The sequence below is a fragment of the Pseudooctadecabacter sp. genome (genome assembly GCF_965657175.1).
Taxonomy (GTDB): domain Bacteria; phylum Pseudomonadota; class Alphaproteobacteria; order Rhodobacterales; family Rhodobacteraceae; genus Octadecabacter.
This window is the reverse complement of sequence record NZ_CBFHNH010000009.1, coordinates 16,398-37,714: the sequence shown is the minus strand read 5'-3', so window position 1 is coordinate 37,714 and position 21,317 is coordinate 16,398. Positions and strand designations below refer to the sequence as shown.

The 21,317-nt window shown below is 60.2% G+C and carries 27 protein-coding genes; 10 read left to right on the top strand and 17 right to left on the bottom strand.

Annotated elements, in window-relative coordinates; translation table 11 throughout:
- Positions 1-4: 4 nt before the first annotated feature.
- A complete protein-coding gene (locus ACTG36_RS09455; protein ID WP_375280137.1) occupies positions 5-1,021 on the bottom strand; it encodes a ribose-phosphate pyrophosphokinase in 1,017 nt (338 codons plus the stop codon).
- 97 nt (positions 1,022-1,118) lie between these two features.
- Between ACTG36_RS09455 and ACTG36_RS09450 the strand changes: the two genes are divergently transcribed.
- Both ACTG36_RS09450 and ACTG36_RS09445 read left to right on the top strand, forming a co-directional pair.
- Positions 1,119-1,715: a 2-hydroxychromene-2-carboxylate isomerase gene (locus ACTG36_RS09450; RefSeq protein ID WP_375280138.1), complete on the top strand. Its 597-nt coding sequence runs from the start codon at positions 1,119-1,121 to the stop codon at positions 1,713-1,715.
- A 54-nt stretch (positions 1,716-1,769) separates the two neighbouring features.
- On the top strand, positions 1,770-2,486 hold the full coding sequence (locus ACTG36_RS09445) for an alpha/beta fold hydrolase (RefSeq protein WP_375280139.1): 717 nt from the start codon (positions 1,770-1,772) through the stop codon (positions 2,484-2,486).
- Between the two features lie 57 nt (positions 2,487-2,543).
- Here the strand turns inward: ACTG36_RS09445 and ACTG36_RS09440 are convergent, their stop codons facing one another.
- The 7 genes from ACTG36_RS09440 to ACTG36_RS09410 all read right to left on the bottom strand — a co-directional run bounded on the left by ACTG36_RS09440 (position 2,544) and on the right by ACTG36_RS09410 (position 8,238).
- Positions 2,544-3,584: a threonine aldolase family protein gene (locus ACTG36_RS09440; protein ID WP_375280140.1), complete on the bottom strand. Its 1,041-nt coding sequence runs from the start codon at positions 3,582-3,584 to the stop codon at positions 2,544-2,546.
- Positions 3,584-4,054 (bottom strand): YcgN family cysteine cluster protein, encoded by a 471-nt coding sequence (locus ACTG36_RS09435; protein ID WP_375280141.1) that lies wholly within the window; start codon positions 4,052-4,054, stop codon positions 3,584-3,586. The genes ACTG36_RS09440 and ACTG36_RS09435 overlap by 1 nt, the downstream gene beginning before the upstream one ends.
- Positions 4,047-4,979, bottom strand: coding sequence for a bifunctional riboflavin kinase/FAD synthetase (locus tag ACTG36_RS09430; protein WP_375280142.1), 933 nt, complete (start codon positions 4,977-4,979; stop codon positions 4,047-4,049). Before ACTG36_RS09430 ends, ACTG36_RS09435 begins: the two co-directional genes overlap by 8 nt.
- Positions 4,980-5,015: 36 nt before the next feature.
- Positions 5,016-5,468, bottom strand: a complete 453-nt coding sequence (locus tag ACTG36_RS09425) for a MaoC family dehydratase (protein ID WP_375280143.1) — start codon at positions 5,466-5,468, stop codon at positions 5,016-5,018.
- 94 nt (positions 5,469-5,562) lie between these two features.
- Positions 5,563-6,438: a TIGR01459 family HAD-type hydrolase gene (locus ACTG36_RS09420; RefSeq protein ID WP_375280144.1), complete on the bottom strand. Its 876-nt coding sequence runs from the start codon at positions 6,436-6,438 to the stop codon at positions 5,563-5,565.
- Between the two features lie 98 nt (positions 6,439-6,536).
- Entirely contained in the window at positions 6,537-7,454 is a 918-nt protein-coding gene (locus ACTG36_RS09415; RefSeq protein WP_375280145.1) for a manganese-dependent inorganic pyrophosphatase, read from the bottom strand.
- A gap of 82 nt (positions 7,455-7,536) precedes the next feature.
- Positions 7,537-8,238, bottom strand: coding sequence for a ZIP family metal transporter (locus ACTG36_RS09410; protein ID WP_375280146.1), 702 nt, complete (start codon positions 8,236-8,238; stop codon positions 7,537-7,539).
- A 76-nt stretch (positions 8,239-8,314) separates the two neighbouring features.
- Between ACTG36_RS09410 and ACTG36_RS09405 the strand changes: the two genes are divergently transcribed.
- Entirely contained in the window at positions 8,315-8,962 is a 648-nt protein-coding gene (locus tag ACTG36_RS09405) for a DUF2161 domain-containing phosphodiesterase (protein WP_375280147.1), read from the top strand.
- Here ACTG36_RS09405 and ACTG36_RS09400 read toward each other — a convergent pair.
- Both ACTG36_RS09400 and ACTG36_RS09395 read right to left on the bottom strand, forming a co-directional pair.
- Positions 8,959-9,951: a TraB/GumN family protein gene (locus ACTG36_RS09400; RefSeq protein ID WP_375280148.1), complete on the bottom strand. Its 993-nt coding sequence runs from the start codon at positions 9,949-9,951 to the stop codon at positions 8,959-8,961. The genes ACTG36_RS09405 and ACTG36_RS09400 overlap by 4 nt on opposite strands.
- Positions 9,952-10,056: 105 nt before the next feature.
- Positions 10,057-10,368, bottom strand: a complete 312-nt coding sequence (locus ACTG36_RS09395) for a hypothetical protein (protein ID WP_375280149.1) — start codon at positions 10,366-10,368, stop codon at positions 10,057-10,059.
- A gap of 251 nt (positions 10,369-10,619) precedes the next feature.
- Between ACTG36_RS09395 and ACTG36_RS09390 the strand changes: the two genes are divergently transcribed.
- The 3 genes from ACTG36_RS09390 (at position 10,620) to groL (ending at position 12,867) form a co-directional block, all read left to right on the top strand.
- Complete coding sequence (locus tag ACTG36_RS09390) at positions 10,620-10,793, top strand: hypothetical protein (protein ID WP_439142108.1); 174 nt, start codon at positions 10,620-10,622, stop codon at positions 10,791-10,793.
- Positions 10,794-10,884: 91 nt separating this feature from the next.
- On the top strand, positions 10,885-11,172 hold the full coding sequence (locus ACTG36_RS09385) for a co-chaperone GroES (RefSeq protein ID WP_296420594.1): 288 nt from the start codon (positions 10,885-10,887) through the stop codon (positions 11,170-11,172).
- A gap of 51 nt (positions 11,173-11,223) precedes the next feature.
- Positions 11,224-12,867 carry a chaperonin GroEL gene (groL, locus tag ACTG36_RS09380; protein WP_439142106.1) on the top strand — a complete coding sequence of 548 codons (1,644 nt, stop codon included), beginning with the start codon at positions 11,224-11,226 and terminating at the stop codon, positions 12,865-12,867.
- A 173-nt stretch (positions 12,868-13,040) separates the two neighbouring features.
- On the opposite strand, the gene ACTG36_RS09375 is transcribed toward groL, so the two are convergent.
- Positions 13,041-13,487 carry an NUDIX domain-containing protein gene (locus tag ACTG36_RS09375; RefSeq protein ID WP_375280151.1) on the bottom strand — a complete coding sequence of 149 codons (447 nt, stop codon included), beginning with the start codon at positions 13,485-13,487 and terminating at the stop codon, positions 13,041-13,043.
- Between the two features lie 79 nt (positions 13,488-13,566).
- Between ACTG36_RS09375 and ACTG36_RS09370 the strand changes: the two genes are divergently transcribed.
- Positions 13,567-14,301: an esterase/lipase family protein gene (locus ACTG36_RS09370; protein ID WP_439142104.1), complete on the top strand. Its 735-nt coding sequence runs from the start codon at positions 13,567-13,569 to the stop codon at positions 14,299-14,301.
- Positions 14,302-14,486: 185 nt separating this feature from the next.
- On the opposite strand, the gene ACTG36_RS09365 is transcribed toward ACTG36_RS09370, so the two are convergent.
- From ACTG36_RS09365 to ACTG36_RS09355, 3 genes are read right to left on the bottom strand one after another with little or no spacing between them, the layout of a single operon-like run.
- Positions 14,487-15,560 (bottom strand): 5-(carboxyamino)imidazole ribonucleotide synthase, encoded by a 1,074-nt coding sequence (locus tag ACTG36_RS09365; protein WP_439142102.1) that lies wholly within the window; start codon positions 15,558-15,560, stop codon positions 14,487-14,489.
- Positions 15,553-16,041 carry a 5-(carboxyamino)imidazole ribonucleotide mutase gene (gene purE / locus ACTG36_RS09360; protein ID WP_375280154.1) on the bottom strand — a complete coding sequence of 163 codons (489 nt, stop codon included), beginning with the start codon at positions 16,039-16,041 and terminating at the stop codon, positions 15,553-15,555. The genes ACTG36_RS09365 and purE overlap by 8 nt, the downstream gene beginning before the upstream one ends.
- 58 nt (positions 16,042-16,099) lie before the next feature.
- Entirely contained in the window at positions 16,100-16,318 is a 219-nt protein-coding gene (locus ACTG36_RS09355; RefSeq protein ID WP_375280155.1) for a YdcH family protein, read from the bottom strand.
- 177 nt (positions 16,319-16,495) lie between these two features.
- On the opposite strand from ACTG36_RS09355, the gene ACTG36_RS09350 reads away from it, so the two are divergent.
- From ACTG36_RS09350 to ACTG36_RS09340, 3 genes are all read left to right on the top strand, one after another.
- Entirely contained in the window at positions 16,496-16,909 is a 414-nt protein-coding gene (locus ACTG36_RS09350) for an Hsp20 family protein (RefSeq protein WP_439142099.1), read from the top strand.
- A gap of 4 nt (positions 16,910-16,913) precedes the next feature.
- Positions 16,914-17,138, top strand: a complete 225-nt coding sequence (locus ACTG36_RS09345; protein WP_375280157.1) for a DUF1150 family protein — start codon at positions 16,914-16,916, stop codon at positions 17,136-17,138.
- A gap of 96 nt (positions 17,139-17,234) precedes the next feature.
- Positions 17,235-18,275, top strand: coding sequence for a succinylglutamate desuccinylase/aspartoacylase family protein (locus ACTG36_RS09340; protein WP_375280158.1), 1,041 nt, complete (start codon positions 17,235-17,237; stop codon positions 18,273-18,275).
- 60 nt (positions 18,276-18,335) lie between these two features.
- Here the strand turns inward: ACTG36_RS09340 and ACTG36_RS09335 are convergent, their stop codons facing one another.
- From ACTG36_RS09335 to ACTG36_RS09325, 3 genes are all read right to left on the bottom strand, one after another.
- Positions 18,336-20,402, bottom strand: a complete 2,067-nt coding sequence (locus ACTG36_RS09335) for a bifunctional sulfate adenylyltransferase/adenylylsulfate kinase (protein WP_439142097.1) — start codon at positions 20,400-20,402, stop codon at positions 18,336-18,338.
- Between the two features lie 133 nt (positions 20,403-20,535).
- Positions 20,536-20,844, bottom strand: a complete 309-nt coding sequence (locus tag ACTG36_RS09330; protein ID WP_375280161.1) for a hypothetical protein — start codon at positions 20,842-20,844, stop codon at positions 20,536-20,538.
- The gene (locus ACTG36_RS09325; RefSeq protein ID WP_375280162.1) at positions 20,841-21,317 is read right to left on the bottom strand and encodes a hypothetical protein; all 477 of its coding nucleotides are present in this window, start codon (positions 21,315-21,317) and stop codon (positions 20,841-20,843) included. Before ACTG36_RS09325 ends, ACTG36_RS09330 begins: the two co-directional genes overlap by 4 nt.

Below are 21,317 nucleotides of genomic sequence, written 5' to 3'. Positions count from 1 at the left end.
TCGCCTAGCTGCCGGAATACATGCCTTCGTAAATGGGCTGCAACGTGTTGTGGTCAAAGAGAGACGACACAGATGTGCCGTTCCATGTGTTCATGATCGCCTGCGCGAACATCGGGGCCGTGGGCACGATGCGGATTTTGTCGCAGGCCTGAACCGCGTCGGTCGGTTTGATCGTGTCGGTGATGACCAGATGTTTCATCACGGATTTGTCGATCCGTTCAATCGCAGGGCCAGACAGCACACCGTGGGTGATGTAGGAATGCACTTCCTTGGCGCCGTGATCCATCAGCACCTCAGCCGCTTTGCACAGGGTGCCCGCAGTATCGACGATGTCATCCACGATCAAACAGGTGCGGTCTTTGACGTCCCCGATGACGGTCATCTCAGCCACTTCACCGGGTTTGCCACGGCGTTTGTCGACGATCGACAGAGGCGCGCCGATCCGTTGGGCCAGATCGCGGGCACGGGCCACGCCGCCCACGTCCGGTGACACGACCATCACATCATCGCGCCCCTTGAAGTGGTGCATGGCATCCAACGCGAAAACCGGCGCGGCATAAAGGTTGTCCACAGGAATATCGAAGAAGCCTTGGATTTGCGTGGCGTGCAGGTCAAGCGTCAGGATCCGTTCGATCCCGGCCTCAACCAACATATTCGCAACCAGCTTGGCAGTGATGGGCGTGCGGGCCTTGGACCGGCGGTCCTGACGGGCATAGCCGAAATAGGGGATCACAGCGGTGATGCGCGCAGCCGATGACCGGCGCAGGGCGTCTGCGATGATCAACAGCTCCATCAGGTTGTCGTTGGCGGGGTTCGATGTGGATTGGATGATGAACATGTCCTCACCACGGACGTTTTCGAACACTTCGACGAAAATCTCACCGTCGTTGAACCTTTCGACCCGCGCATCAACCAGACCTACGTTGATGCCACGGTGCATGGACATCCGCTTGGCCACGGCCTTGGCGAGGGGTTGGTTCGCGTTGCCGGAAATCAGCTTCGGTTCGATCAGGTTTGGCATGGGGCAGATCCATTGATGACAGATTCGTGACGTTGACACCGCCTAGCACGTAACTAACCTGCCACCAACAAATCTCGGGGCGATTTAGGAGAGCCAAATGCCACATATTGATTACTACTTCGCGACCATTTCCCCCTTCACCTATCTTGCCGGACCGGAGTTTGAGGCGGTGGTGAAAAAGCACGGCGCAACCGTGACCTACAAGCCGCTGGACATCATGGGCCTGTTCGGGCGCACGGGCGGCATTCCCCCCAAAGACCGCCACCCAAACCGGCAGGAATACCGCCTGCAAGACATGCGCCGCCGTGCCATCGTCACCGGCCTGCCGTTCACCATGAAGCCCGCGCATTGGCCCACCAATATGGCCCCGTCGTCCTATGCGATCATTGCCGCGCAGAACGCAGGTGGCAATGTGGGGGCGCTGGTGCAGGCCCTGACGCGCAGCTGCTGGGCCGACGACAAGAACATCGCGGACGACGACGTCATCCGCGCTTGTCTTGAGGAAACCGGGTTTGATCCCGCGCTGGCCGACAGCGGCATGTTGGAGGGCGCGGATACCTATGCCCGCAATCTGGAAGAGGCCGTGGCCAAAGGCGTCTTTGGCGCGCCGTTCTTTATCTCGGACAAGGATGAACGGTTCTGGGGGCAGGACCGTATTGACGATCTGGATCGCCACCTGTCCGGCGAATTCTAGGTGCTGCACCACATCGCAGGCCAAGACATCTGGGTGACGCAAACGGGGCAGGGGATGCCCCGTTTGTTTGTCCACTGTTCGCTGGGGCGCGGGGTGTCCCTGATGCCCTTGGCGGAGGCTTTGCCGGACGCCGCCAACACATTCTTCGATCTTCCGGGGCACGGCAAATCGGGCGCATGGGGCGGGCAGGATTACCACAGCGACAGTTTGGCCGTCGCCAGCGCGCTGACCGACGCGCCGACCCATGTGATCGGCCATTCCTTCGGGGCGACCGTCGCCCTGCGCCTTGCGCTGGATGCACCGGAAAAGGTCGGCCGTCTGACGTTGATCGAACCGGTGATGTTTGCGGCGGCCCGTGGCACTGCGGCGTATGACGCCCACCAAACCGCATTCGCGCCATTTGTGGAGGCTATGACGGTGCAGGATCGTGACACCGCATCTGCGGTCTTTACCTCCATGTGGGGTACGGGTCCTGCCTGGGCTGATCTGCCCGAAAAGAATCGCGCCCGTATCCGCGACCAGATCCATCTGATCCCTGCCGCTGCCCCCGCGATTGAGGAGGATGTCCACGGTATATTGGACCGCTTGGACCAGGTGCACTGCCCGGTGGATCTGATTGAAGGCAGCAGCACCCAGCCGGTCATTGCGGCCATTCTGGACTGGCTAGAGCGGGGTATCCCGCAGGCCCGTCGCGCTGTGATCGACGGGGCCGATCACATGGCGCCGCTGACCCATCCCATCGAGGTCGCCCGCGCCATGACCTGCGCCTGACGGCGCAACCCAAGCCGCGCGGGTGTCGCGCCGATAGGTGCGGCGATCGTGGGGCGATTATGCCTTCAAAGCTGCCAGAAACGCGTCCACGCCCTCGCGGCCAACGGACCAGTCGCAGACCAGACGGCCCATGACCATTTCGTCCCCCTCGCCGTCCTCAGCGCCCATCAGATAATACTGTGCGCCAGCGGCGCGAACCTTTTGGTGCAGGCTGCGGGGCATCTCAAAGAACATCAGGTTGGCCTCTGGGTCATAAGGGAAGGTCACCGCATTCATCCCGCGCAACCCGTCCGCCAGATGCTGGCCTGCATCGTTGGCTTTGGTCGCCAGATCATGCCAAAGATCGCCCTCTAAATAGGCCTCCATCTGGGTAGACAGATAGCGATGCTTTGAAAACAGATGCGCCCCGCGCTTTCGGCGCAGTTCGAATTCCCACGCGTGTTTGGGGTCAAAGAACACGACAGCCTCAACCCCCATGAGCCCGTTTTTCGTGCCGCCAAAGCACACGCAATCAATGCCCGCTTTCCACGTCATGTCTGCAGGGGTGCAGCCCAAGGTGACGATGGCATTGGCAAAGCGCGCGCCGTCCAGATGGGTGGCGAGGCCGAATTCGCGGGCCACTTCGGTCAGCGCCGCAATCTCATCCAAGGTATAAACCGTGCCTTTTTCGGTCACCTGCGTGATCGACACAGGCCCGCGCTGGGGGCCGTGGACGCCACGGGTTTCCTCGCCTTCAATGGTGGCGCGCAGGGTCGCGGGGGTCATCTTGGCGTTTTCATCCGGCACGCAGGTCAGCTTGGCGCCTGAGTAGAATTCAGGCGCGTTGCATTCGTCCTCGTTGATGTGGCTCAGCTTGGTGCAAAAGATCGTCTCCCACGGGTTCGACAGGGTGCCGAGGGCGATCGAATTGGCGGCTGTGCCGGTGGCGACCAGATAGACGGCGGCCTCGGGGGCCTCAAACAGATCACGGATGCCGGTGCGCACGCGGTCCATTTCTGCCTCCGCCCCGTAGCCAAAGCGGTAGCCGTCGTTGGCGCGGATCATCGCCTCCATCACCGCTGGGTGGGCGGGACCGGAATTGTCTGACGCGAAAAACATTACACAGGCTCCTCAATGATGTGATCTTCCCAATCGTCGTCGGGGGTGTTGGCCTCGGACACCGTCAACCCTTGGACGGAGACACCGGCATCGTGAACAGATTGCGCCGTGCCGGTCAAAAGCGGGTGCCAATGCAGCAGCGGGCGGCCTTCGCTGATCAGGCGGTAGGCGCAGGTTTGTGGCAGCCAATACATGTGGTTCTGGATCGTTTCAGGCGTCAGTACGATACATTCGGGCACGAAGTCATGGCGGTTGGTGTAGGCCGCACAGCGGCAGGTGCTGTCATCGAGCAATTTGCACGCCACGCGGGTCAGGGCGACGTCGCCGCTGTCCTCATCCTCAAGCTTGTTGAGGCAACATTTGCCGCAGCCATCGCACAGTGCTTCCCATTCTGGCCGGGTCATCTTGTCCATGGGGATATTGGCCCAGAAATCAGGGCGCAGGCCGGTTCTGTCGATGGGATCAGACATCGGCCAGAATGTCCCGCGCGCGGGCGCAATCGGCGTCCATTTGGCTGATCAGGGCGTCCAGCCCGTCAAACTTTTCCTCACCGCGCAAGTATTCGACCAAAGCCACGCTCAGCTCGGTGCCATAAAGATCGCCCGAGAAATCAAAGACAAACGTCTCACAATTCGGGGTGTTCACCCCGAACATGGGCCGCACCCCGATGGAGGCCGCGCCGTTGTAGCTGCCCGCGTGCGGCCCTTCGAGGACATCGACCTTCACCGCATAAACCCCGAACTTGGGCGGATGCAGTCCGTCGATGGACATATTCGCCGTGGGGTAGCCCAATTCGCGGCCCCGCTGTTCGCCGGTGATCACCGGCCCGTCGATGCGGTGCCAATGGCCCAGCATTTGTGCGGCAATACGCGGCTGCCCGTCAGTCAGCGCTTGGCGGATCGCGGTTGAGGACACGTTGCCCGCCGTTGTGGCCAACATCGGCGCGATGGTCACATCAAAGCCCATCTGCGCCCCGAAGGCCCGAAGATCATCGGCATTGCCCGCACGGTCCTTGCCGAAACAGAAATCCTCACCCACGACCACATGGGTCAGGCCGAGCATGTCGGACAGGATATTCTGTGCAAATTCCCGCGGGGTGAGCGCGGCAAGCGCGTCGTTGAAAGGCACCTGAAACAACACGTCCAGCCCCAGTTTTTCAAGGCGGTTGGCCTTGGCCGCCGCGTTCATCAAACGAAACGGCGGGGCGTCGGGGGCAAAATATTCGCGCGGATGCGGTTCAAACGTAACAATGCCCAGAGGCGCGCCGTTTGCAGCGTTGCGCGTCAGGTCGATGACCGCCTGGTGGCCCAGATGCACTCCGTCGAAATTGCCAATGGCCGCAGCTGCGCCACGGTCGGTTTGTGCGATGAACGCTGGGTCACGGATAATGCGCATGGGCAAGGCCTAGCGCGGTCCCGCAAGGGGCGCAAGTCAGTCGAATTTGCGTGAGGGTGCCAGCACCACAGCCTCACCCTTCAGGACCTTTTTGCCGTCGATTTCGCAATGGGTGTCCATGGTCACGCGGCGTTTGGCGATGTCCATGTCGGTGACGGTCACGATGGCCTCAACCATGTCACCGGGGCGCACGGGGGCAAGGAATTTCAGGTTCTGCCCCAGATAGACCGTGCCGTGACCGGGCAGCTGTTCCCCGATCACCGCAGAGATCAGGCCAGCGGTCAGCATGCCATGGGCGATGCGCCCTTCAAAAATGGTGTCCTGCGCATATTCATCATCAAGGTGAACAGGATTGTGGTCCGTCGACACCTCGGCGAAGAGTTCGATGTCGCGGTCGGTGATGATCTTGCGCAAGGTCCGCGACATGCCGATTTCGATGTCTTCAATGCAGATGGTGCCGCGTGGGTCATTGCCTTGATTGTCGAGCATGGTGCGATCCTTTAAGTAACAAAAAATCACCTACACCGCGTAGGTTGAAATTTTATTACTTTGCGGATGCAGCATCTGTCAAGGGTGGATTGCCCTAGCGCAGGAAGCCGATGCAATAAGTCGGCGTCACTTTTTCCGTTTCGATATAGGCGTTTAGCGCGGCCTCATCCGGTTGGATGTCGGTTTTCGTTTCCGCTGCTGCAAGGCCGCCGGTGATGAAAAGCGTGTCGATGTCTTCCATCTGGCCGCCCAGAATGTCGGTGCGAATCCCGTCACCGATGGCGATGATGCGTGGATCGTTCATGGACTGGGGCAGGGCGGCATAGCGACGACGCGCCAGATCGTAGATGGGGGGATGGGGCTTGCCGAAGTAAAGGCTTTCCCCGCCCATTTCGGTGTAAAGTGCGGCCAGCGCGCCCGCGCACCATTCGCGCGTCTCACCCCGATCGACGATGATGTCGGGGTTGGCGCAGAGCAGTTTCAGCCCCTTGGTCTTGGCATAGAGAAATTCGGGGCGATTGACCGCCGGATCGGCCTGCGTGTCGAAAGGGCCGCAGCAGACGATGCCTTCGGCCTCCTCCAGCGGGACTTTTTGGATGTCGACTGGGTTTTCGATGATGGACAAGGGTTTGAAGAAGTCGTCGTCACGCGGCGTTTCCCCCATGAACCAGATTTTCTGACCCACAATGCCGCGATACATCGCCGCCCGCGCGCTGTCGCCAGAGGTGGCGATGGCATCCCAGCTGTCTGGGTCCACGCCCATATCGGTGATCTGTTTGGCCACGCTGTCCCACGGACGGGGCGAATTGGTTACAAGCACCACAGTGCCCCCTGCGGCACGGTACGTTTTCATGGCGGCGACGGCGTCTTGGAAGGGAGTCAGGCCGTTGTGGATACAGCCCCACAGGTCCACGAAAGCCACGTCGTATTGAGTCGAGATTTCAGAGAAGGCGGTGATGATCTGGGGCATGGGACATTCCTTCTGGGACGGACGGGTCGACGCTCTTGGCCGTTGGCCAAAACGCCCCGCCCGCCGTCCCGTCAGGGCGCGCGCGGGGCGATGTTTGATCAGACCTTGAGGGCCGGGATGATCTGTTTCTTACGGCTCATGATGCCGGGCAGGACGACCGCGTCGCCGGTCACGGCGGCGGCGAAGGATTTTTCGGCCACGGTTTTGGTCAGATCATTGGGGATCAGCATGGTGGCTTCTTCGTTAAGGATGTCTACAACAAACAGCAGGACCTGATCGACGCCGTCTTCTTGGGCGACAGTTGTCATCGTGTCCATGATCGATGCCTTGCGGTCCAGGACGATCGCGGGGGCCGTTGTTTCCAGAACGGAGACGCGGAATTTGGTGCCACAGGCTTCATATTCCTTGCTGTCCATGCGCAGCAGTTCTGCATCCGAGAAGGCAGAAACGTCGGATTTGGCGGCGAACATGTCACCCGCGTATTCAGGGATTGCCAGGTTCAGCTGGCCTGCCAGTGCCACGGCCAGATCGCGGTCGCGATCGGTCGTCGTGGGGGAGCGGAATTCGAGCGTATCGGACAGAATGCAGCTCAGCATCAGGCCCTTGATCGCATCAGGCATATGGGCCGCTTGGTCGCCCATCAGGTCGTACATGATCGTCGCGGTGCAGGCCAAGGGGCGCACGGTGATGTCGATGGGGCCTTTGGTTTCCAGACCGCCGACCAGTTTGTGGTGGTCAATGATGGCGGTGACATTGGCGTTGTTGATGTTGGCGGGAAGTTCAGCCGGGTTGTTGGTGTCGACGATGACGCAATCCTGATCGTCTTCGACGTCTGCAATGATCGCCGGTTCGTCAAAACCCCAACGTTTTGCTACGAAGGCCGCTTCGGTATTGGGGGTGCCCAACAGGCGGGCTGCGGCGGGGGTTCCGGTGTGGTTCAGGAACCAGTCCCAGATCAGGGCGGAACCCAAGCTGTCAGTATCGGGGGCCTTGTGGCCGAAAACGAGTGTGGTCATGAAAATCACCTATGGGGTTAGCGTTTGCGCGCCTTATAGGAGGGGGCAGGCCCCTTGTCACGGGGGCGTCGTTGCAGGGCTGCTATGCGCCGCCCAAGGTGCCCAGACAGAACGCCAGGATCAGGCCCAATGTCACGGCGATCCCTGTTTGATTGCTGTCTTGACGGTAGGCTTTGGGGAAAACCTCTGTGGCGAGGGATGCGACCACGGCGCCTGCCGCAAAGGCGCGGATCAGGGCGAGGATTTCTGGCGGGACATCTTGAAGAAAAGCGTTTCCAGCCCATGCCGCGGCGGCCAGCATGGCGGCGGTGGCTGTCCAGATGCCCAAGGTCTTGATCTTTGATAGGCCGGATTTGCGCATGGCCTGTGCGCCGCCCGCAGCCTCGGGCAAGTTTGACAGCATGATCGAACCTGCAAGGGCCGCAACCTCCGGTGCACCGGCTGAGATCAGCGCGACCCCAAGCGCCAGGTTTTCAGGAATGCCGTCCAGGGTGATGGCCAGCAGCAGCCCGCCGCCGTTGTCGTTGCCAAAGCGTGAATCGACCCATGTGTCGAGGGCCACAAACACCACCGCCCCTGCAAGGACCGCCGGAACAAGCCAAGGCAGGTCGATTTGTGCGCTGGCGGGTTTGATCAGCTCATCCACCACCGCGACGATCAAGGCACCGCCTGCCATGGCGATCAAAAACCCCTCCAGTCTGCGGGGCAGGGTGCCGTAGGCCCCCCAAAGCGCACCCCCGACAAGGGCTGCAGACACAACAGCGATGACGATGAACAGATCCATAAGGGTCTAACTTTCGCGCGGGACAGACGTTCCGCCACACTTGCCGTGCCGACCCTGCTGGCGCAAGGTGCGGGCTATGAAGGAAGCCGATCTTTATCCGCCCGTGAAGGCCTATTTGCAGCGTCAGGGCTATGACGTGAAAGGGGAGGTCGGGGCCGCAGATGTGGTGGGGCGGCGCGGCGATGATCTGGTGATCGTGGAGTTAAAGCTGGGGTTTTCACTGGCGCTGTTTCATCAGGGGATAGACCGGCTGGCGGTGACCGAAGACGTCTATGTGGCCGTGCCCGCAGGCGGCAAGACCAAGGCGCTGCGCAACAACGTCAAACTGGCGCGGCGGCTGGGGCTGGGCGTGCTGACCGTGCGGTTGCGCGATGGCTTTGTGGAGGCTTTGGCCGATCCGGGGCCCTATGCGGCCAAACGGCTGAAGAAGAAAAAGACCCAGCTGTTGCGGGCCTTTGACCGCCTCGAGGGGGACCCCAACGCAGGCGGTGCCACGCGCCACGGGATCGTCACCGGCTATCGTCAGGACGCGTTGAAATGCGCACGGTTTTTGGCGGTGCATGGCGCCAGCAAGGGCGCGAAGGTGGCCGAATGGGCCGAGGTGCCGGTGGCCACCCGCATCATGCGCGAAAACCACTACGGTTGGTTTGAGAAGGTCGAAAAGGGCGTCTACGGGTTAAGCACGGCCGGCCACACGGCGCTGGCCGATTGGGGGGACGTTTAGAAAGCGTCGCGGGGGGTGACCACCCAGCCGTTTTGGTCCAACAACGCCAAAACGCCGTCCTGTCCGATCAGATGCGCCGCACCGAAGGCCGCGACGATGCGGTCATGTTCGGCGGCGGCCGCTTCGATCACGGGTATCCAGTTGCGGTTTCGGGTGACCAGCAAGTCCTGTTCCATCTGAACCATTTGCGCGTCAAAGGTCGCTTTGTCGATGTCGTCCGACAACAGCTGGTGAGTGAACCCCGCGATGTGCCAGCTGTGGGCGGTCATTCCGGCGAAATAGAATTCGGTCAGGGCCACGATCAGCGCGTTTTGGTCGTCCGCGTCGATTAGGGCCATCTGCAAAGCGGCCATCTGTTCGTCAAATGTACCGCCCGACAGTAGCGCAAAGGTGTCCTGCCAAGGTTCCAAGGGGGCGGTGGGCACGCCCAGATCGGCGGCATCCTGCATCAAAAGCGTGTCCAATCCCGCCCCGCCTTGGGCCATGGCCAGCATCGCGCAGGGCGGCAGGGCAAGGGTCATGGTCAAAAACCACGGCTGCATCTTAGCGGCCATGAAGCTCGGAATGGACCGGTCGGCGGCGGCCTGCCGGATGGCGTCCCACGTGGCCTCGTCCAACCGTTCCGGCAGGGTGGGGCCGGTGGTGATGGCCAGCAGGTCGGGGTTGTCCGCCATGTAACGTTGCAGGTCGGTCTGGTCGTCCAAAGTGGCCTCAACCAGCAGCAGATCAGCCTGCGACAGCGGGCGGCGCATCACGGCGCGCAGAACCTCATGACGTGGATCAGGCAGATGCATGGTGCCCACGATGGTGATTGTCACGCCGTCGCGCTGGGCTGTCCATTCCAGACCAGTGCCAAAAGGTGTGGCTGCGGCGCGGGCATTCAGTGCCGCGCGGTCAGCGGTGCTAAGATCATCTATAAAACTGGGGCCCACACATTGGGCTGCGGCCATCATGGGCAGGACGATGAACAGGGCAATCAGTCTGAGCATGGGGGCGTCCCTTCGGGTTGGCAGGTGCGTGAAGAGTAGGTGCCTTTGGCGATTGCGCAAGCCCAAAGACACAGGCCCAAAAACGAGGGCGGCCAACCCGTCTGATCAGACAGGTTGGCCTAAGGGGTGCGGCAGGTCGCCTGCGATTTTCTGACCCAAGCGGGTGATCCATCCGCCAACGCGGACCCGAAAAGAGACGCGGGGCAGGGTGGTGATGACGGGGCCAAGGGCTGGGTCCGGTGCAATGTCGCCATAGGTGACAAGGCCCATATCAATGGCCGATGGATCAGCGGCGGGATGGACCGCCCCCAGATCAAGGCGCGTGGGCGCATTGCGCTTGATGACATGGCGCACGCCGATGGTGCGGGGGTGCGTGTCGCGCGGCTGATGGGGCGGGACGTAAAACAGATTTTGCATGTGGGGCATCCTTAAGAAGGGTCCAAAAACGGGTGAGGTTTGAGGGATAGAAATGGCGCCAAAGGGCGCGCGCGACCGACGGGGCTGCATCAGCAGGCTCGGGTGAAAAATCCTTTCGTCATGTCGCTCTCTTTCTTAGGTGGGGCAGGGATAGACTGGGCAAAAACCACCGATCAAGTGTTTTTTGTGATGTTTTTACGAAAGACGGAAAGTTGCGGAACGCGCCCTTTTCGCGCCAGAGTTGTGCGCAGATGGGTGTCTTTCAGACCGATCTGAAAATCACTTTGGGTGGCGGGCACAAGCCAAATACCCATGGATATCGCAACGGGCGCGAAGACCGCTGCGCCTGTGGGGTAAAGCTGCTGCGCAAAACCCTGTTGGAATTTCTCAATCTGGTTGTTGACTCGTCCAATTTGCTTGCCTAACTATCCGCCGTTAGCACTCAACATGAGTGAGTGATAGCGGCCCTGCACCCCGCAAGGTCAACCTGAAATTATAAGCTAAGGAGCTCCTGATATGGCTTTTACACCGCTTCATGACCGCGTGCTGGTTCGCCGCGTAGAAGGCGAAGAAAAGACCGCTGGCGGCCTGATCATCCCCGACACTGCAAAAGAAAAGCCCTCCGAGGGTGAAGTCGTTGCTGTGGGCGAAGGCGCACGCAAAGACAGCGGCGAGCTGATCGCGATGTCCGTCAAAGCTGGCGACCGCATCCTGTTCGGCAAGTGGTCCGGCACAGAAATCACCGTCGACGGTGAAGAGATGCTGATCATGAAAGAAGGCGACATTCTGGGTACGCTGTCCTAAGCGGACGCCCCCGAATTTTCGCACTAACCCAAGACATACTGGAGAAAGAATATGGCTGCTAAGGACGTCAAATTCGACACCGATGCCCGCAACAAAATGCTGCGTGGCGTCAACATCCTTGCCGACGCGGTAAAGGTGACACTGGGCCCCAAAGGCCGCAACGTGGTTCTGGAAAAGTCTTTCGGCGCTCCGCGCATCACGAAAGACGGTGTATCTGTCGCCAAAGAGATCGAACTGGAAGACAAGTTCGAAAACATGGGCGCGCAGATGGTCAAGGAAGTTGCTTCCCGCACCAACGACGAAGCCGGTGACGGTACAACAACCGCAACTGTGCTGGCCCAAGCCATCGTCAAAGAAGGCATGAAAGCCGTTGCTGCTGGCATGAACCCAATGGACCTCAAGCGCGGCATCGATCTGGCAACAACCACCGTGGTTGAAGCGATTGTTGCAGCGGCCCGTCCGGTTGCGGACAGCGCAGAAGTGGCCAAAGTCGGCACCATCTCTGCCAATGGCGAAGAAGCCATCGGTGGCCAGATTGCAGACGCCATGCAGCGTGTGGGCAACGACGGTGTGATCACCGTTGAAGAAAACAAAGGTCTGGAAACAGAAACAGACGTCGTCGAAGGCATGCAGTTCGACCGCGGCTACCTGTCCCCTTACTTTGTCACCAACCCTGACAAGATGACGACCGAGCTGGACGATGCCATCATCCTGCTGCACGAGAAGAAACTGTCTTCCCTGCAGCCAATGGTTCCCCTGCTTGAATCCGTGATCCAGTCCGGCAAGCCCCTGCTGATCATCGCAGAAGACGTCGACGGTGAGGCCTTGGCCACGCTGGTCGTCAACAAACTGCGCGGTGGTCTGAAGATCGCAGCTGTGAAGGCGCCAGGCTTTGGTGACCGTCGCAAAGCCATGCTGCAGGACATCGCCATTTTGACCGGTGGTCAGGTGATTTCCGACGATCTGGGCATGAAGCTTGAGAACGTGACCATGGACATGCTGGGCTCCGCCAAGCGCGTTTCCATCACCAAGGACGAGACCACAATCGTGGACGGCTCCGGCGACATGGCCGAGATCGAGGCCCGCGTGGCACAGATCCGTGGTCAGATCGAAGAGACGACATCCGACTACGACCGTGAAAAGCTGCAAGAACGTGTTGCCAAGCTGGCAGGCGGTGTTGCCGTGATCCGCGTGGGCGGCATGTCTGAAATCGAAGTGAAAGAGCGCAAAGACCGCGTTGACGACGCCCTGAACGCGACCCGTGCGGCCGTGCAAGAAGGTATCGTTGTGGGTGGTGGTGTTGCTCTGGTTCAGGCTGGCAAAGCACTGGACGGCCTTGAGGGCTCCAACTCCGACCAGACGATCGGCATCAACATCGTGCGCAAGGCGCTTGAAGCGCCTCTGCGTCAGATCGCTGAGAACTCCGGCGTGGACGGGTCTGTGGTTGCAGGCAAAATCCGCGAGAGCGACGACAAGGCGTTCGGTTTCAACGCGCAGACCGAAGAATATGGCGACATGTTCAAGTTCGGCGTGATTGACCCTGCCAAAGTGACGCGCACTGCACTGCAGGACGCGGCCTCTGTTGCTGGTCTGTTGATCACCACCGAAGCCATGGTTGCCGACAAGCCTGCCAAAGACGGCGCTGCTGCCGGCGGCGGCATGCCCGACATGGGCGGCATGGGCGGCATGATGTAATCACAAATCCTTTGGATTTGTGATGCCCGCAGCAAGGCCGCAGTCGCATCAAAGAAGCGATGGGCGCCTTGAACGGGTTTGCAAAGCAAAACGGGGGCGGCCTTTCGGGGCCGCCCTTTTTGCTGGTCGGCCAAAATTCCGGAATTTTGGCTCCGGCCCTAAATTCCGGAATTTTAGGGGATGATCCGTTCCAGCGGATCGTAGGCGGGCGCTTCCGCGTCGCGCCATGCGACGGCGGCCAGTGATTTGGGGCGGACCTGCAGGGCCGCCATCTCATCCCGTGTGACCCAGCGTCGGTGTGAGACGACGCCCTCGGGGTCTTGCCAGCCCTGCGGTAATTTCCCGTCCGCGACCGTGCAGCGAAAGAACACCTCGACCTGATGAAAGTCGCGATCAGGGTCGTGAAATTCGTTCAGCAGGCAAGGTGGCCCGACCGTCACCGTCAATCCGGTTTCTTCACGGATTTCACGGGCCAGATTGTCAGGCAGGCTAGCGTGAGCATTGGCGCCGCCGCCCGGCGCGCACCATAGATCTTTTCGTCCGCCGTAGGCGTTTACCAAAAGCAGACGGGTTTCGTGCACGATGACGGCGCGGACGGCAAGGCGGATAGGGCGTGACATGGGGCTAACCTGAAGGGGGATCTGCGGTCAGGCAAGCCTGACCTTACCCTTTGGTCAAAGGCGACCTATGTAGGGACGTATGAAACGGATATTTTTGACGATTTGGTTGATGATGGCGCCGCTGGCGGCCTGGGCGGAGGAATGTGTCGTCCTGTTGCACGGGCTGGCGCGCACTGAGACGTCGTTTTTGCCGCTGCAGGAATTGCTGGAGGCTGAGGGCTATCTGGTGGTCAATGAAGGGTATCCCTCGACCTCCGCCGATATCGAAACTTTGGTTGATCAGAACGTCCCTCAGGCAGTCGCAGCCTGTGGCAACCGCACCGTGCATTTTGTGACCCATTCCATGGGTGGCATTCTGGTTCGGGTCTATTTGGCCAGCGACAGCCCTGACAAAATGGGCCGTGTGGTGATGTTGGGGCCCCCGAATGGCGGGTCCGAACTGGTCGATATTTTCGGCGATCTGGACCCGTTTGTTTGGGTCAATGGCCCGGCGGGGATGGAATTGGGTGTCGAGGACGCAGACGATCGCGGAGCGCCGCTGAACCTGCCATGGACTGGCGCGGATTTGGGCATTATCGCGGGGGACCGCACATTAAACGCCTATTATTCAAGCCTGATTGACGGCCCTGATGATGGCAAAGTGTCCGTGGACAGCACGCGGTTGGACGGGATGACCGAACATCTGGTGCTGCCGGTGACCCATACCTTTATGATGAACAACCCTTTGGTCATGCGTCAGACGATTGCGTTTTTGCAAAGCGGCGCGTTTGATCCCGATTTGTCGCTGGGCGGGGTAATGTTCGGGCTCCAGTGATCGGCTGAGATGGCGGAAGGGGCGCTGCCCCCGGCGCGTGCCGCGCCTCCCCCGAGGTATTTGAAAACCAGAGAGGTCGAGCCGTCGTGGAAAACCTCCGGTGGAGTTGTCAGTCGAGAACGGGCGGAGACCAAAGCTGTCTTGGAAAGGCTGCTGTGTGGCGTCTAAATCACCGTGTGTTTGATCTAGGTCGCGGGGCCGGTGACCGTGTTGATGTGGCCCATTTTACGGCCCGGTTTGGCGTCGGCTTTGCCGTAAAGATGGATCGCGGTGTTGGTCGTCGCGATGTCAGAGATGCGGTCTACGTCGGCGCCGATCAGATTTTCCATCGTCACGTTCGAATGGCGGCTGCCGTCGCCCAAGGGCCAGCCGGCAATGGCTCGGATGTGTTGTTCGAATTGGTCGATAACGCATCCGGCTTGCGTCCAATGGCCCGAATTATGCACCCGTGGGGCGATTTCGTTGACGATCAGACCACCTTTGGTGACGAACAGCTCAACCCCCATGGTGCCCACAGATTCAAGCGCGTTAAGGATGTTGGCCGTCAGCAGCACCGCATCCGTGCGCTGGGCGGGGGTGAGTTTTGCTGGCACCGTGGTCGTGTGCAAAATGCCGTCACGGTGTACGTTTTCGCCCGGGTCAAAGCAGGCAATCGCCCCGTCGAGGCTGCGCGTTCCGATGACCGACACTTCGTGGCTGAAATCAATGAACCCTTCGAGGACCGCAGGCGCGCCAGCCATATCGGCGAGTGCCTTGTCCGCATCGTCAGGGGACATCAGCCGCGATTGGCCTTTGCCGTCATAGCCCATCCGGCGGGTTTTCAGGATGGCGGGCGTGCCGATCTGATCGATGGCTTGCTGCAGGCTTTCGGCATCGTCCACAGCGACATAGGGTGCCGTTTGCAGGCCAATGCGGGTCAGGAAATTCTTTTCAGTAAACCGGTCTTGAGAGGTGGCCAGCGCCGTGCGTCCGGGATGGATGGGGGCGTGCGCCTCAACCGTGTCCAAGGCCTCTGTGGGGATGTTTTCGAATTCATAGGTGACCACGTCGCAGGCTTTGGCGAACTGGGTCAGCGCCTCGATGTCATCGTAGCCCTTTTGGAAGTGATAGTTGGCGACATGGGAGGCCGGACAATCCCCACCCGGTTCAAAAATACAGGTTTTGAACCCCAGACGGGACGCCGCCACAGACAGCATCCGGCCCAATTGACCACCGCCCAAAATGCCGATGGTCGCACCGGTTTTCAAAGGCTCAGTCATCGACAGGCTCCTGCGGGATAGAGGCGGACAGGGCGTCGCGCCACGCGTCCAAGCGCTGCGCAAGGTCTGCATCCTGCAACGCAAGGATGCCTGCGGCCATGAGGGCAGCGTTGGCCGCACCTGCCGCACCGATCGCCATGGTGGCCACGGGAAAACCCTTGGGCATTTGCACGATGGAATAGAGGCTGTCGACGCCGCTGAGCGCCTTGGTCTGCACAGGCACACCGATGACCGGCACGCGGGTCTTCGACGCCATCATGCCAGGCAGATGGGCAGCCCCACCAGCGCCCGCGATGATGACTTGAAGGCCACGACCGGCGGCCTCTTTTCCGTAGCTCCACAGGCGGTCGGGGGTGCGGTGGGCGGAGACGATCTTGGCCTCATAGGGGATGCCAAGCTCATCCAGAAGTGTCGCGGCCTCGCGCATTGTGGGCCAATCGGACTGGCTGCCCATGATGATACCGACGGGTGGGGTTGTCATGTCGTCGCACCTTTCGCTGTTGGGGGCGTGTTAGCGCGCAGGCGCAAGGGGTGCAACGTTAAGCGATAATGTCCGGCGTTGTGCGGTCTTCGAGGACGGTGATTTTATCCTTCAGGGCCAGTTTTTGCTTTTTCAGCCGCTTCACGGTGAGCATATCTGCCGTGCCTGTGGCCTCAAGCGCGCTGATGGCGTCATCGAGGTCACGATGTTCCTGACGCAGCACGCTGAGTTCGATGCGCAGAACTTCGAGCTGTTCCATACGGGCAGAGCTGTTCATGAGCGAATCCATTGCGGCAACAGGGTGAACCCTGAATGTAAGGGCAAGGGTCCCCAAAACAAAGGAAAACCGCGCAAGGGCGGGTTGCAAGTGCCCCGCAGGCTGCCCATATTCTTTACGTGGTTGCCGCATCAGGGGCCGCAGATTGAGATGTCGCTTGAATTGAGGACGTGTCGTATGACGAAATTGACCTTGGGAACGCATCCGTTCCTTCTTGGCTTTGAGGAGTTGGAACGGCTGGTGGAACGCACCGCCAAATCCGGCAACGAAGGCTACCCCCCTTATAATATTGAACAAACGTCGCAGACGTCCTACCGCATCACCCTCGCCGTGGCGGGTTTTTCGGAACAAGATCTGTCGATCACCGTTGAGGATAACCAATTGGTCATTCGCGGGCGGCAATCCGATGACAGCGAAGGCCGCGTGTTTTTGCATCGCGGGATCGCCGCGCGGCAATTCCAACGGTCATTTGTATTGGCCGAAGGTGTCGATGTGGGTGAGGCGATCATGGAAAACGGATTGCTGCATGTCGATCTAAGCCGGTCGGTGCCCGAAACCGTGGTGCAGACGATCAATATTCGAAAAGGGTAGAACGATGGATACAAAGTTTGATTTTTCCGAAATGGGTGACCGTCTGGTTTACGTGAAAGCGGTGGCCGTTGCGGATTTGCCAGCCGATGTGCGCGAAGCCGCCGGTGATCTGGATGAGCTGTTTGCCGTGCACGACAGTACGGGACAGCAGCTGGCCTTGGTCGCCGAACGTGAGATGGCTTTTGTGCTGGCCCGCCAGAACGACATGCAGCCTGTCACGGTCCACTAGGGTCCTTACGGGGCGCGTGGGCTAAAATTCCGGAATTTTAGCGTTGCGCGGGTGGCGTTTTTGGCAAAGGTGGCAGGCACGACAGAGGGGCCTGACATGAGCAGACGCAAACCATTCGAATTTGCCACAGAGACGATTGACGGGGGCAGCCGCCGAACGGTGGACGTCCCCGTTTCTGTTTTGTCCGATCACACGCCCATCAGCCTGCGAGTCCACGTGATCCATGGCAAACGTCCCGGTCCCACGGTCTTTGTCAGCGCCGCCGTCCACGGGGATGAGGTCATGGGCGTCGAAGTCGCGCGGCGGCTTTTGCAATCTGATTTGCTGGACAAACTACGCGGCACTCTGATGGTCGTGCCCATTGTCAACGCCTTTGGCTTTCACAACCGGTCGCGGTATCTACCCGACCGGCGCGATTTAAATCGCTCGTTCCCGGGGTCCGCGCAGGGGTCTTTGGCTTCACGGCTGGCGGGAATTTTCCTCGACCGTGTGGTCAGGCGCTGCGATCTTGGGATTGATCTGCATTCGGCCGCCATTCACCGCACCAACCTGCCGCAGGTGCGAATTTCTCCTGACAATCCGCGCACACGCGCGCTGGCCGAAGTCTTTGGCGCGCCTGTCATTCTGACCTCGTCCTTGCGGGAAGGATCCCTGCGGGCAGAAGCCAAGACTGCGGGCGTCGACGTCCTGCTGTATGAGGCAGGCGAAGGTCTGCGGTTTGATGAAATGGCCGCGCGGGCGGGTGTGGCGGGCATCCTTCGGGTGTTGCGGCATATGGATATGTTGCCTGCCAAAGGGATCGCCAAGGCTAAGGTCACACCACTGATATGCCGGTCCAGCCGGTGGCTGCGTGCGCCTGCGGGCGGTCTGTTGCGGACCTATCGCGGCGACGGCGATGTGGTGGAGGAGGGCGATGTCCTTGCCTCTGTGTCCGATCCCTTTGGCGCTGAGGAGGTTGAACTGGTCGCACCGTCAGACGGGATCATCATTGGCCGCGCGGTGATGCCGGTCGTGAACGAGGGCGATGCGGTGTTTCATCTGGCCGATGTGCGCCACGATGATCCGGCGCAAGCGGTGGAGGATTTGGCCACCCAGCTTGAGAATTCGCCCTTGTTTGATGAGGATGAAATTATCTAAAGCGCGAACGCAAAAGCGCCCCAAAATGGGGGCGCTTTCTCAGTTTAAAACAACGCGCGATTATTCGGCGGCGATCAGGCCCATGGATTCCAGTTTCAACAGAACCTGATGGGCGCAATTGTCCACGTCCACGTCCACGTCCACGTTTTCGGTTTCGACCCGCAGTTCGGGATCGACGGGCACGTCATAGGGGTCCGAAATGCCTGTGAATTCCTTGATCTTGCCTTCGCGTGCCAATTTATAAAGGCCCTTGCGGTCGCGTCGTTCGCATTCCTCGATGGACGTGGCGACGTGGACTTCGACGAAGGCACCGAAGCTTTCGATGTCTTCGCGCACGGCCCGACGGGTCGTGGCATAGGGCGCGATGGGCGCGCAGATGGCGATGCCGCCGTTCTTGGTGATCTCAGACGCGACATAGCCGATGCGGCGAATGTTCAGATCCCGGTGCTCTTTCGAAAAGCCCAGCTCGGACGACAGGTTTTTGCGCACGATGTCCCCGTCCAGCAGCGTCACCGGACGTCCGCCCATTTCCATCAGTTTCACCATCAGCGCGTTGGCGATGGTCGACTTGCCGGAGCCTGAGAAGCCCGTGAAAAACACGGTGAAGCCCTGCTTGGAGCGTGGCGGCTTGGTGCGGCGCAATTCCTTCACGACCTCGGGGAAGGAGAACCATTCAGGGATTTCCAGACCTTCGGCCAGACGGCGGCGCAATTCGGTGCCCGAAATGTTGAGGATCGTGACCTTGTCTTTGTCCTCAATCTCGTCGATCGCCTCGTATTGCGCGCGCTCATCGACCCAGACCATGTGTTTGAAGTCGACCATTTCGATGCCCATTTCTTCCTGATGTTCGCGGAAGAGGTCCTGCGCATCATAGGGGCCGTAGAAATCTTCGCCGGCGGAGTTGGAACCGGGGCCTGCGTGGTCACGGCCAACGATGAAATGCGTGCAGCCGTGGTTTTTGCGGATCAAACCGTGCCAAACAGCCTCACGCGGGCCTGCCATACGCATGGCGAGGTTCAGGAGCGACATAGACGTGGTGGAGGCCGGGTATTTGTCCAGCACGGCCTCATAGCAGCGCACACGGGTGAAGTGGTCAACGTCGCCAGGCTTTGTCAGGCCCACAACAGGGTGGATCAGCAGGTTGGCCTGCGCTTCGCGGGCCGCACGGAACGTCAGTTCCTGATGCGCGCGGTGCAGCGGGTTGCGGGTTTGGAAGGCCACAACCTTGCGCCAGCCCATTTTGCGGAAATAGGCGCGCAATTCGTTGGGCGTGTCGCGACGGGCGCGGAAATCATAGTGCACGGGCTGCTGGATGCCGGTTACGGGACCGCCCAGATAGATTTTACCAGCTTGGTTGTGCAGGTAATTCACCGCCGGATGCGCGTCGTCGTCGGCGCCGAAGACTTTTTCGGCCTCTTTCGCCTTATTCGGCTCCCAGCGGTCAGTGATGGTCATAGTCGCGAGGATCACGCCTTCCTGATCGCGCAGGGCGATGTCCTGGCCGATTTCCAAGCCGCTTGCGAAGTCTTCGGAGACATCCAGCGTGATCGGCATGGGCCAAAGCTCGCCCGTGGTCAGGCGCATGGTGTCGACCACGCTGTCGTAGTCGGCCTCGCTGAGGAAGCCTTTGAGAGGGTTAAAGCCACCGTTCATCAGCAGTTCCAGATCGCAGATCTGGCGCGGTGTCAGGTCATGGGATGTCAGATCGCCTGCTTCGACTTTCAGCTTTTGTGCTGAGTCGTAGGAGACATAAAGTTCGGGGATTGGTGCCAGGTTATTTTGCATCAAAGTGGTCCTGTTATTGGGCGGAACATAGCCGCTGGAGGTGCCGGTGAGTTCCGCATGAAGCGCGTCGTATTCTGCGAATTTGCGGGCGAGGAAATGATCGGTGAGGCGCGCCTGTTCGGTGGCCCCACGGTGGGTCAGCACATAGGCCACCCGTTTGCGGCGGTCGCTGCCGTCCAGATCGCTGGTTTGAATGAACCCGCTGGTCATGGCCGATTTCAAAAGCCCGTTGAAGCGGCCCAGCGATACCCCCACAGCCTGCGCCATGTCCCGCTGTGAGGCGCGGGGCGTCAGGTTGACCTGACGAAGCAGGCGAAAGAGGGCCTCTTCTTCGTTGGTCATAGGGGCGGGACGTTGGGGTGTCACGACATCGACTCAGGGTTTGTTCATTCGTGAACGCACCTAGCCGAAAATGTTTGTTCAGAAAAGAACAAACTTCGCGGGTGGTTAAGGCGTGGCGCTTTGGCCACGCGTTCTAGGGGCGTCGTTTGGGGGTCTTACCCCGAAAGGTGAGCGATTGCGCATCCAGTGCCCACAGATCAACGGTGCCTGCCAAAATATCCTCTGCCAGCGCGGTGGCACGGCGGGCCTGATCTTCGGTCAGGTTTTTGTAGGCGGGTTTTGCGATGTGATCGTACCAGACGCCCCCTGCGATATGGTCAAGGATAATGCGTTGGAAACAATGATCATTCACGACGGGCCAATCCCGGCTGCGCGCAATGTCAGGCAGGGTCTGGCGGGTCAGGGCCAGGTAGCGATCAACATGATCGGCCCTGTCGGTCATTGCGGCTTGCGGCTTTGCGCGAAGGCCTCCGCGATGCGGTCGCCCGCAGCCTGTGGGCCGATGGCGGCCCATGTGGTGGTGATTTTGGACACCTCGCCGTCCCCGTAAAACAGGCGGGTGACCTCATGCACGGTTTGTCGGTTTGCGCCGCTTTGGGACGGGGCGTTTGTGGTCTCCTCTCCGGCCTCAACTGCCGTGACCTGCGCCCATTTCAGTTTCCGTCCATCGGGCCGTTCAACGCCTTCGCGGGTCAACATGACGATCGGTCGGGACATGAAAACACCGCCCCAAACCAGGGCTGCGATGGCAAGTACAAGAGAGATCGCCACCATAGGTGCCTCAAAAGCGGCCCGGACAGATCCCGCGTCAGGCAGGCTGATCGCGACGGAAATGCCCACAATCGCCACAGCGGGGACGGCAAAAAGCAGCAAGGAAAGGCGCGACTTTCGAAGTGGTCCGTCGGTTGCAGCCAT

Bases quoted from the DNA above. Each gene is read 5' to 3' on its own strand.
- ACTG36_RS09455 (WP_375280137.1), bottom strand. From the start codon at position 1,021: ATGCCAAACCTGATCGAACCGAAGCTGATTTCCGGCAACGCGAACCAA.
- ACTG36_RS09450 (WP_375280138.1), top strand. From the start codon at position 1,119: ATGCCACATATTGATTACTACTTCGCGACCATTTCCCCCTTCACCTAT.
- ACTG36_RS09445 (WP_375280139.1), top strand. From the start codon at position 1,770: ATGCCCCGTTTGTTTGTCCACTGTTCGCTGGGGCGCGGGGTGTCCCTG.
- ACTG36_RS09440 (WP_375280140.1), bottom strand. From the start codon at position 3,584: ATGTTTTTCGCGTCAGACAATTCCGGTCCCGCCCACCCAGCGGTGATG.
- ACTG36_RS09435 (WP_375280141.1), bottom strand. From the start codon at position 4,054: ATGTCTGATCCCATCGACAGAACCGGCCTGCGCCCTGATTTCTGGGCC.
- ACTG36_RS09430 (WP_375280142.1), bottom strand. From the start codon at position 4,979: ATGCGCATTATCCGTGACCCAGCGTTCATCGCACAAACCGACCGTGGC.
- ACTG36_RS09425 (WP_375280143.1), bottom strand. From the start codon at position 5,468: ATGCTCGACAATCAAGGCAATGACCCACGCGGCACCATCTGCATTGAA.
- ACTG36_RS09420 (WP_375280144.1), bottom strand. From the start codon at position 6,438: ATGCCCCAGATCATCACCGCCTTCTCTGAAATCTCGACTCAATACGAC.
- ACTG36_RS09415 (WP_375280145.1), bottom strand. From the start codon at position 7,454: ATGACCACACTCGTTTTCGGCCACAAGGCCCCCGATACTGACAGCTTG.
- ACTG36_RS09410 (WP_375280146.1), bottom strand. From the start codon at position 8,238: ATGGATCTGTTCATCGTCATCGCTGTTGTGTCTGCAGCCCTTGTCGGG.
- ACTG36_RS09405 (WP_375280147.1), top strand. From the start codon at position 8,315: ATGAAGGAAGCCGATCTTTATCCGCCCGTGAAGGCCTATTTGCAGCGT.
- ACTG36_RS09400 (WP_375280148.1), bottom strand. From the start codon at position 9,951: ATGCTCAGACTGATTGCCCTGTTCATCGTCCTGCCCATGATGGCCGCA.
- ACTG36_RS09395 (WP_375280149.1), bottom strand. From the start codon at position 10,368: ATGCAAAATCTGTTTTACGTCCCGCCCCATCAGCCGCGCGACACGCAC.
- ACTG36_RS09390 (WP_439142108.1), top strand. From the start codon at position 10,620: ATGGGTGTCTTTCAGACCGATCTGAAAATCACTTTGGGTGGCGGGCAC.
- ACTG36_RS09385 (WP_296420594.1), top strand. From the start codon at position 10,885: ATGGCTTTTACACCGCTTCATGACCGCGTGCTGGTTCGCCGCGTAGAA.
- groL (WP_439142106.1), top strand. From the start codon at position 11,224: ATGGCTGCTAAGGACGTCAAATTCGACACCGATGCCCGCAACAAAATG.
- ACTG36_RS09375 (WP_375280151.1), bottom strand. From the start codon at position 13,487: ATGTCACGCCCTATCCGCCTTGCCGTCCGCGCCGTCATCGTGCACGAA.
- ACTG36_RS09370 (WP_439142104.1), top strand. From the start codon at position 13,567: ATGAAACGGATATTTTTGACGATTTGGTTGATGATGGCGCCGCTGGCG.
- ACTG36_RS09365 (WP_439142102.1), bottom strand. From the start codon at position 15,560: ATGACTGAGCCTTTGAAAACCGGTGCGACCATCGGCATTTTGGGCGGT.
- purE (WP_375280154.1), bottom strand. From the start codon at position 16,041: ATGACAACCCCACCCGTCGGTATCATCATGGGCAGCCAGTCCGATTGG.
- ACTG36_RS09355 (WP_375280155.1), bottom strand. From the start codon at position 16,318: ATGAACAGCTCTGCCCGTATGGAACAGCTCGAAGTTCTGCGCATCGAA.
- ACTG36_RS09350 (WP_439142099.1), top strand. From the start codon at position 16,496: ATGACGAAATTGACCTTGGGAACGCATCCGTTCCTTCTTGGCTTTGAG.
- ACTG36_RS09345 (WP_375280157.1), top strand. From the start codon at position 16,914: ATGGATACAAAGTTTGATTTTTCCGAAATGGGTGACCGTCTGGTTTAC.
- ACTG36_RS09340 (WP_375280158.1), top strand. From the start codon at position 17,235: ATGAGCAGACGCAAACCATTCGAATTTGCCACAGAGACGATTGACGGG.
- ACTG36_RS09335 (WP_439142097.1), bottom strand. From the start codon at position 20,402: ATGACCAACGAAGAAGAGGCCCTCTTTCGCCTGCTTCGTCAGGTCAAC.
- ACTG36_RS09330 (WP_375280161.1), bottom strand. From the start codon at position 20,844: ATGACCGACAGGGCCGATCATGTTGATCGCTACCTGGCCCTGACCCGC.
- ACTG36_RS09325 (WP_375280162.1), bottom strand. From the start codon at position 21,317: ATGGCTGCAACCGACGGACCACTTCGAAAGTCGCGCCTTTCCTTGCTG.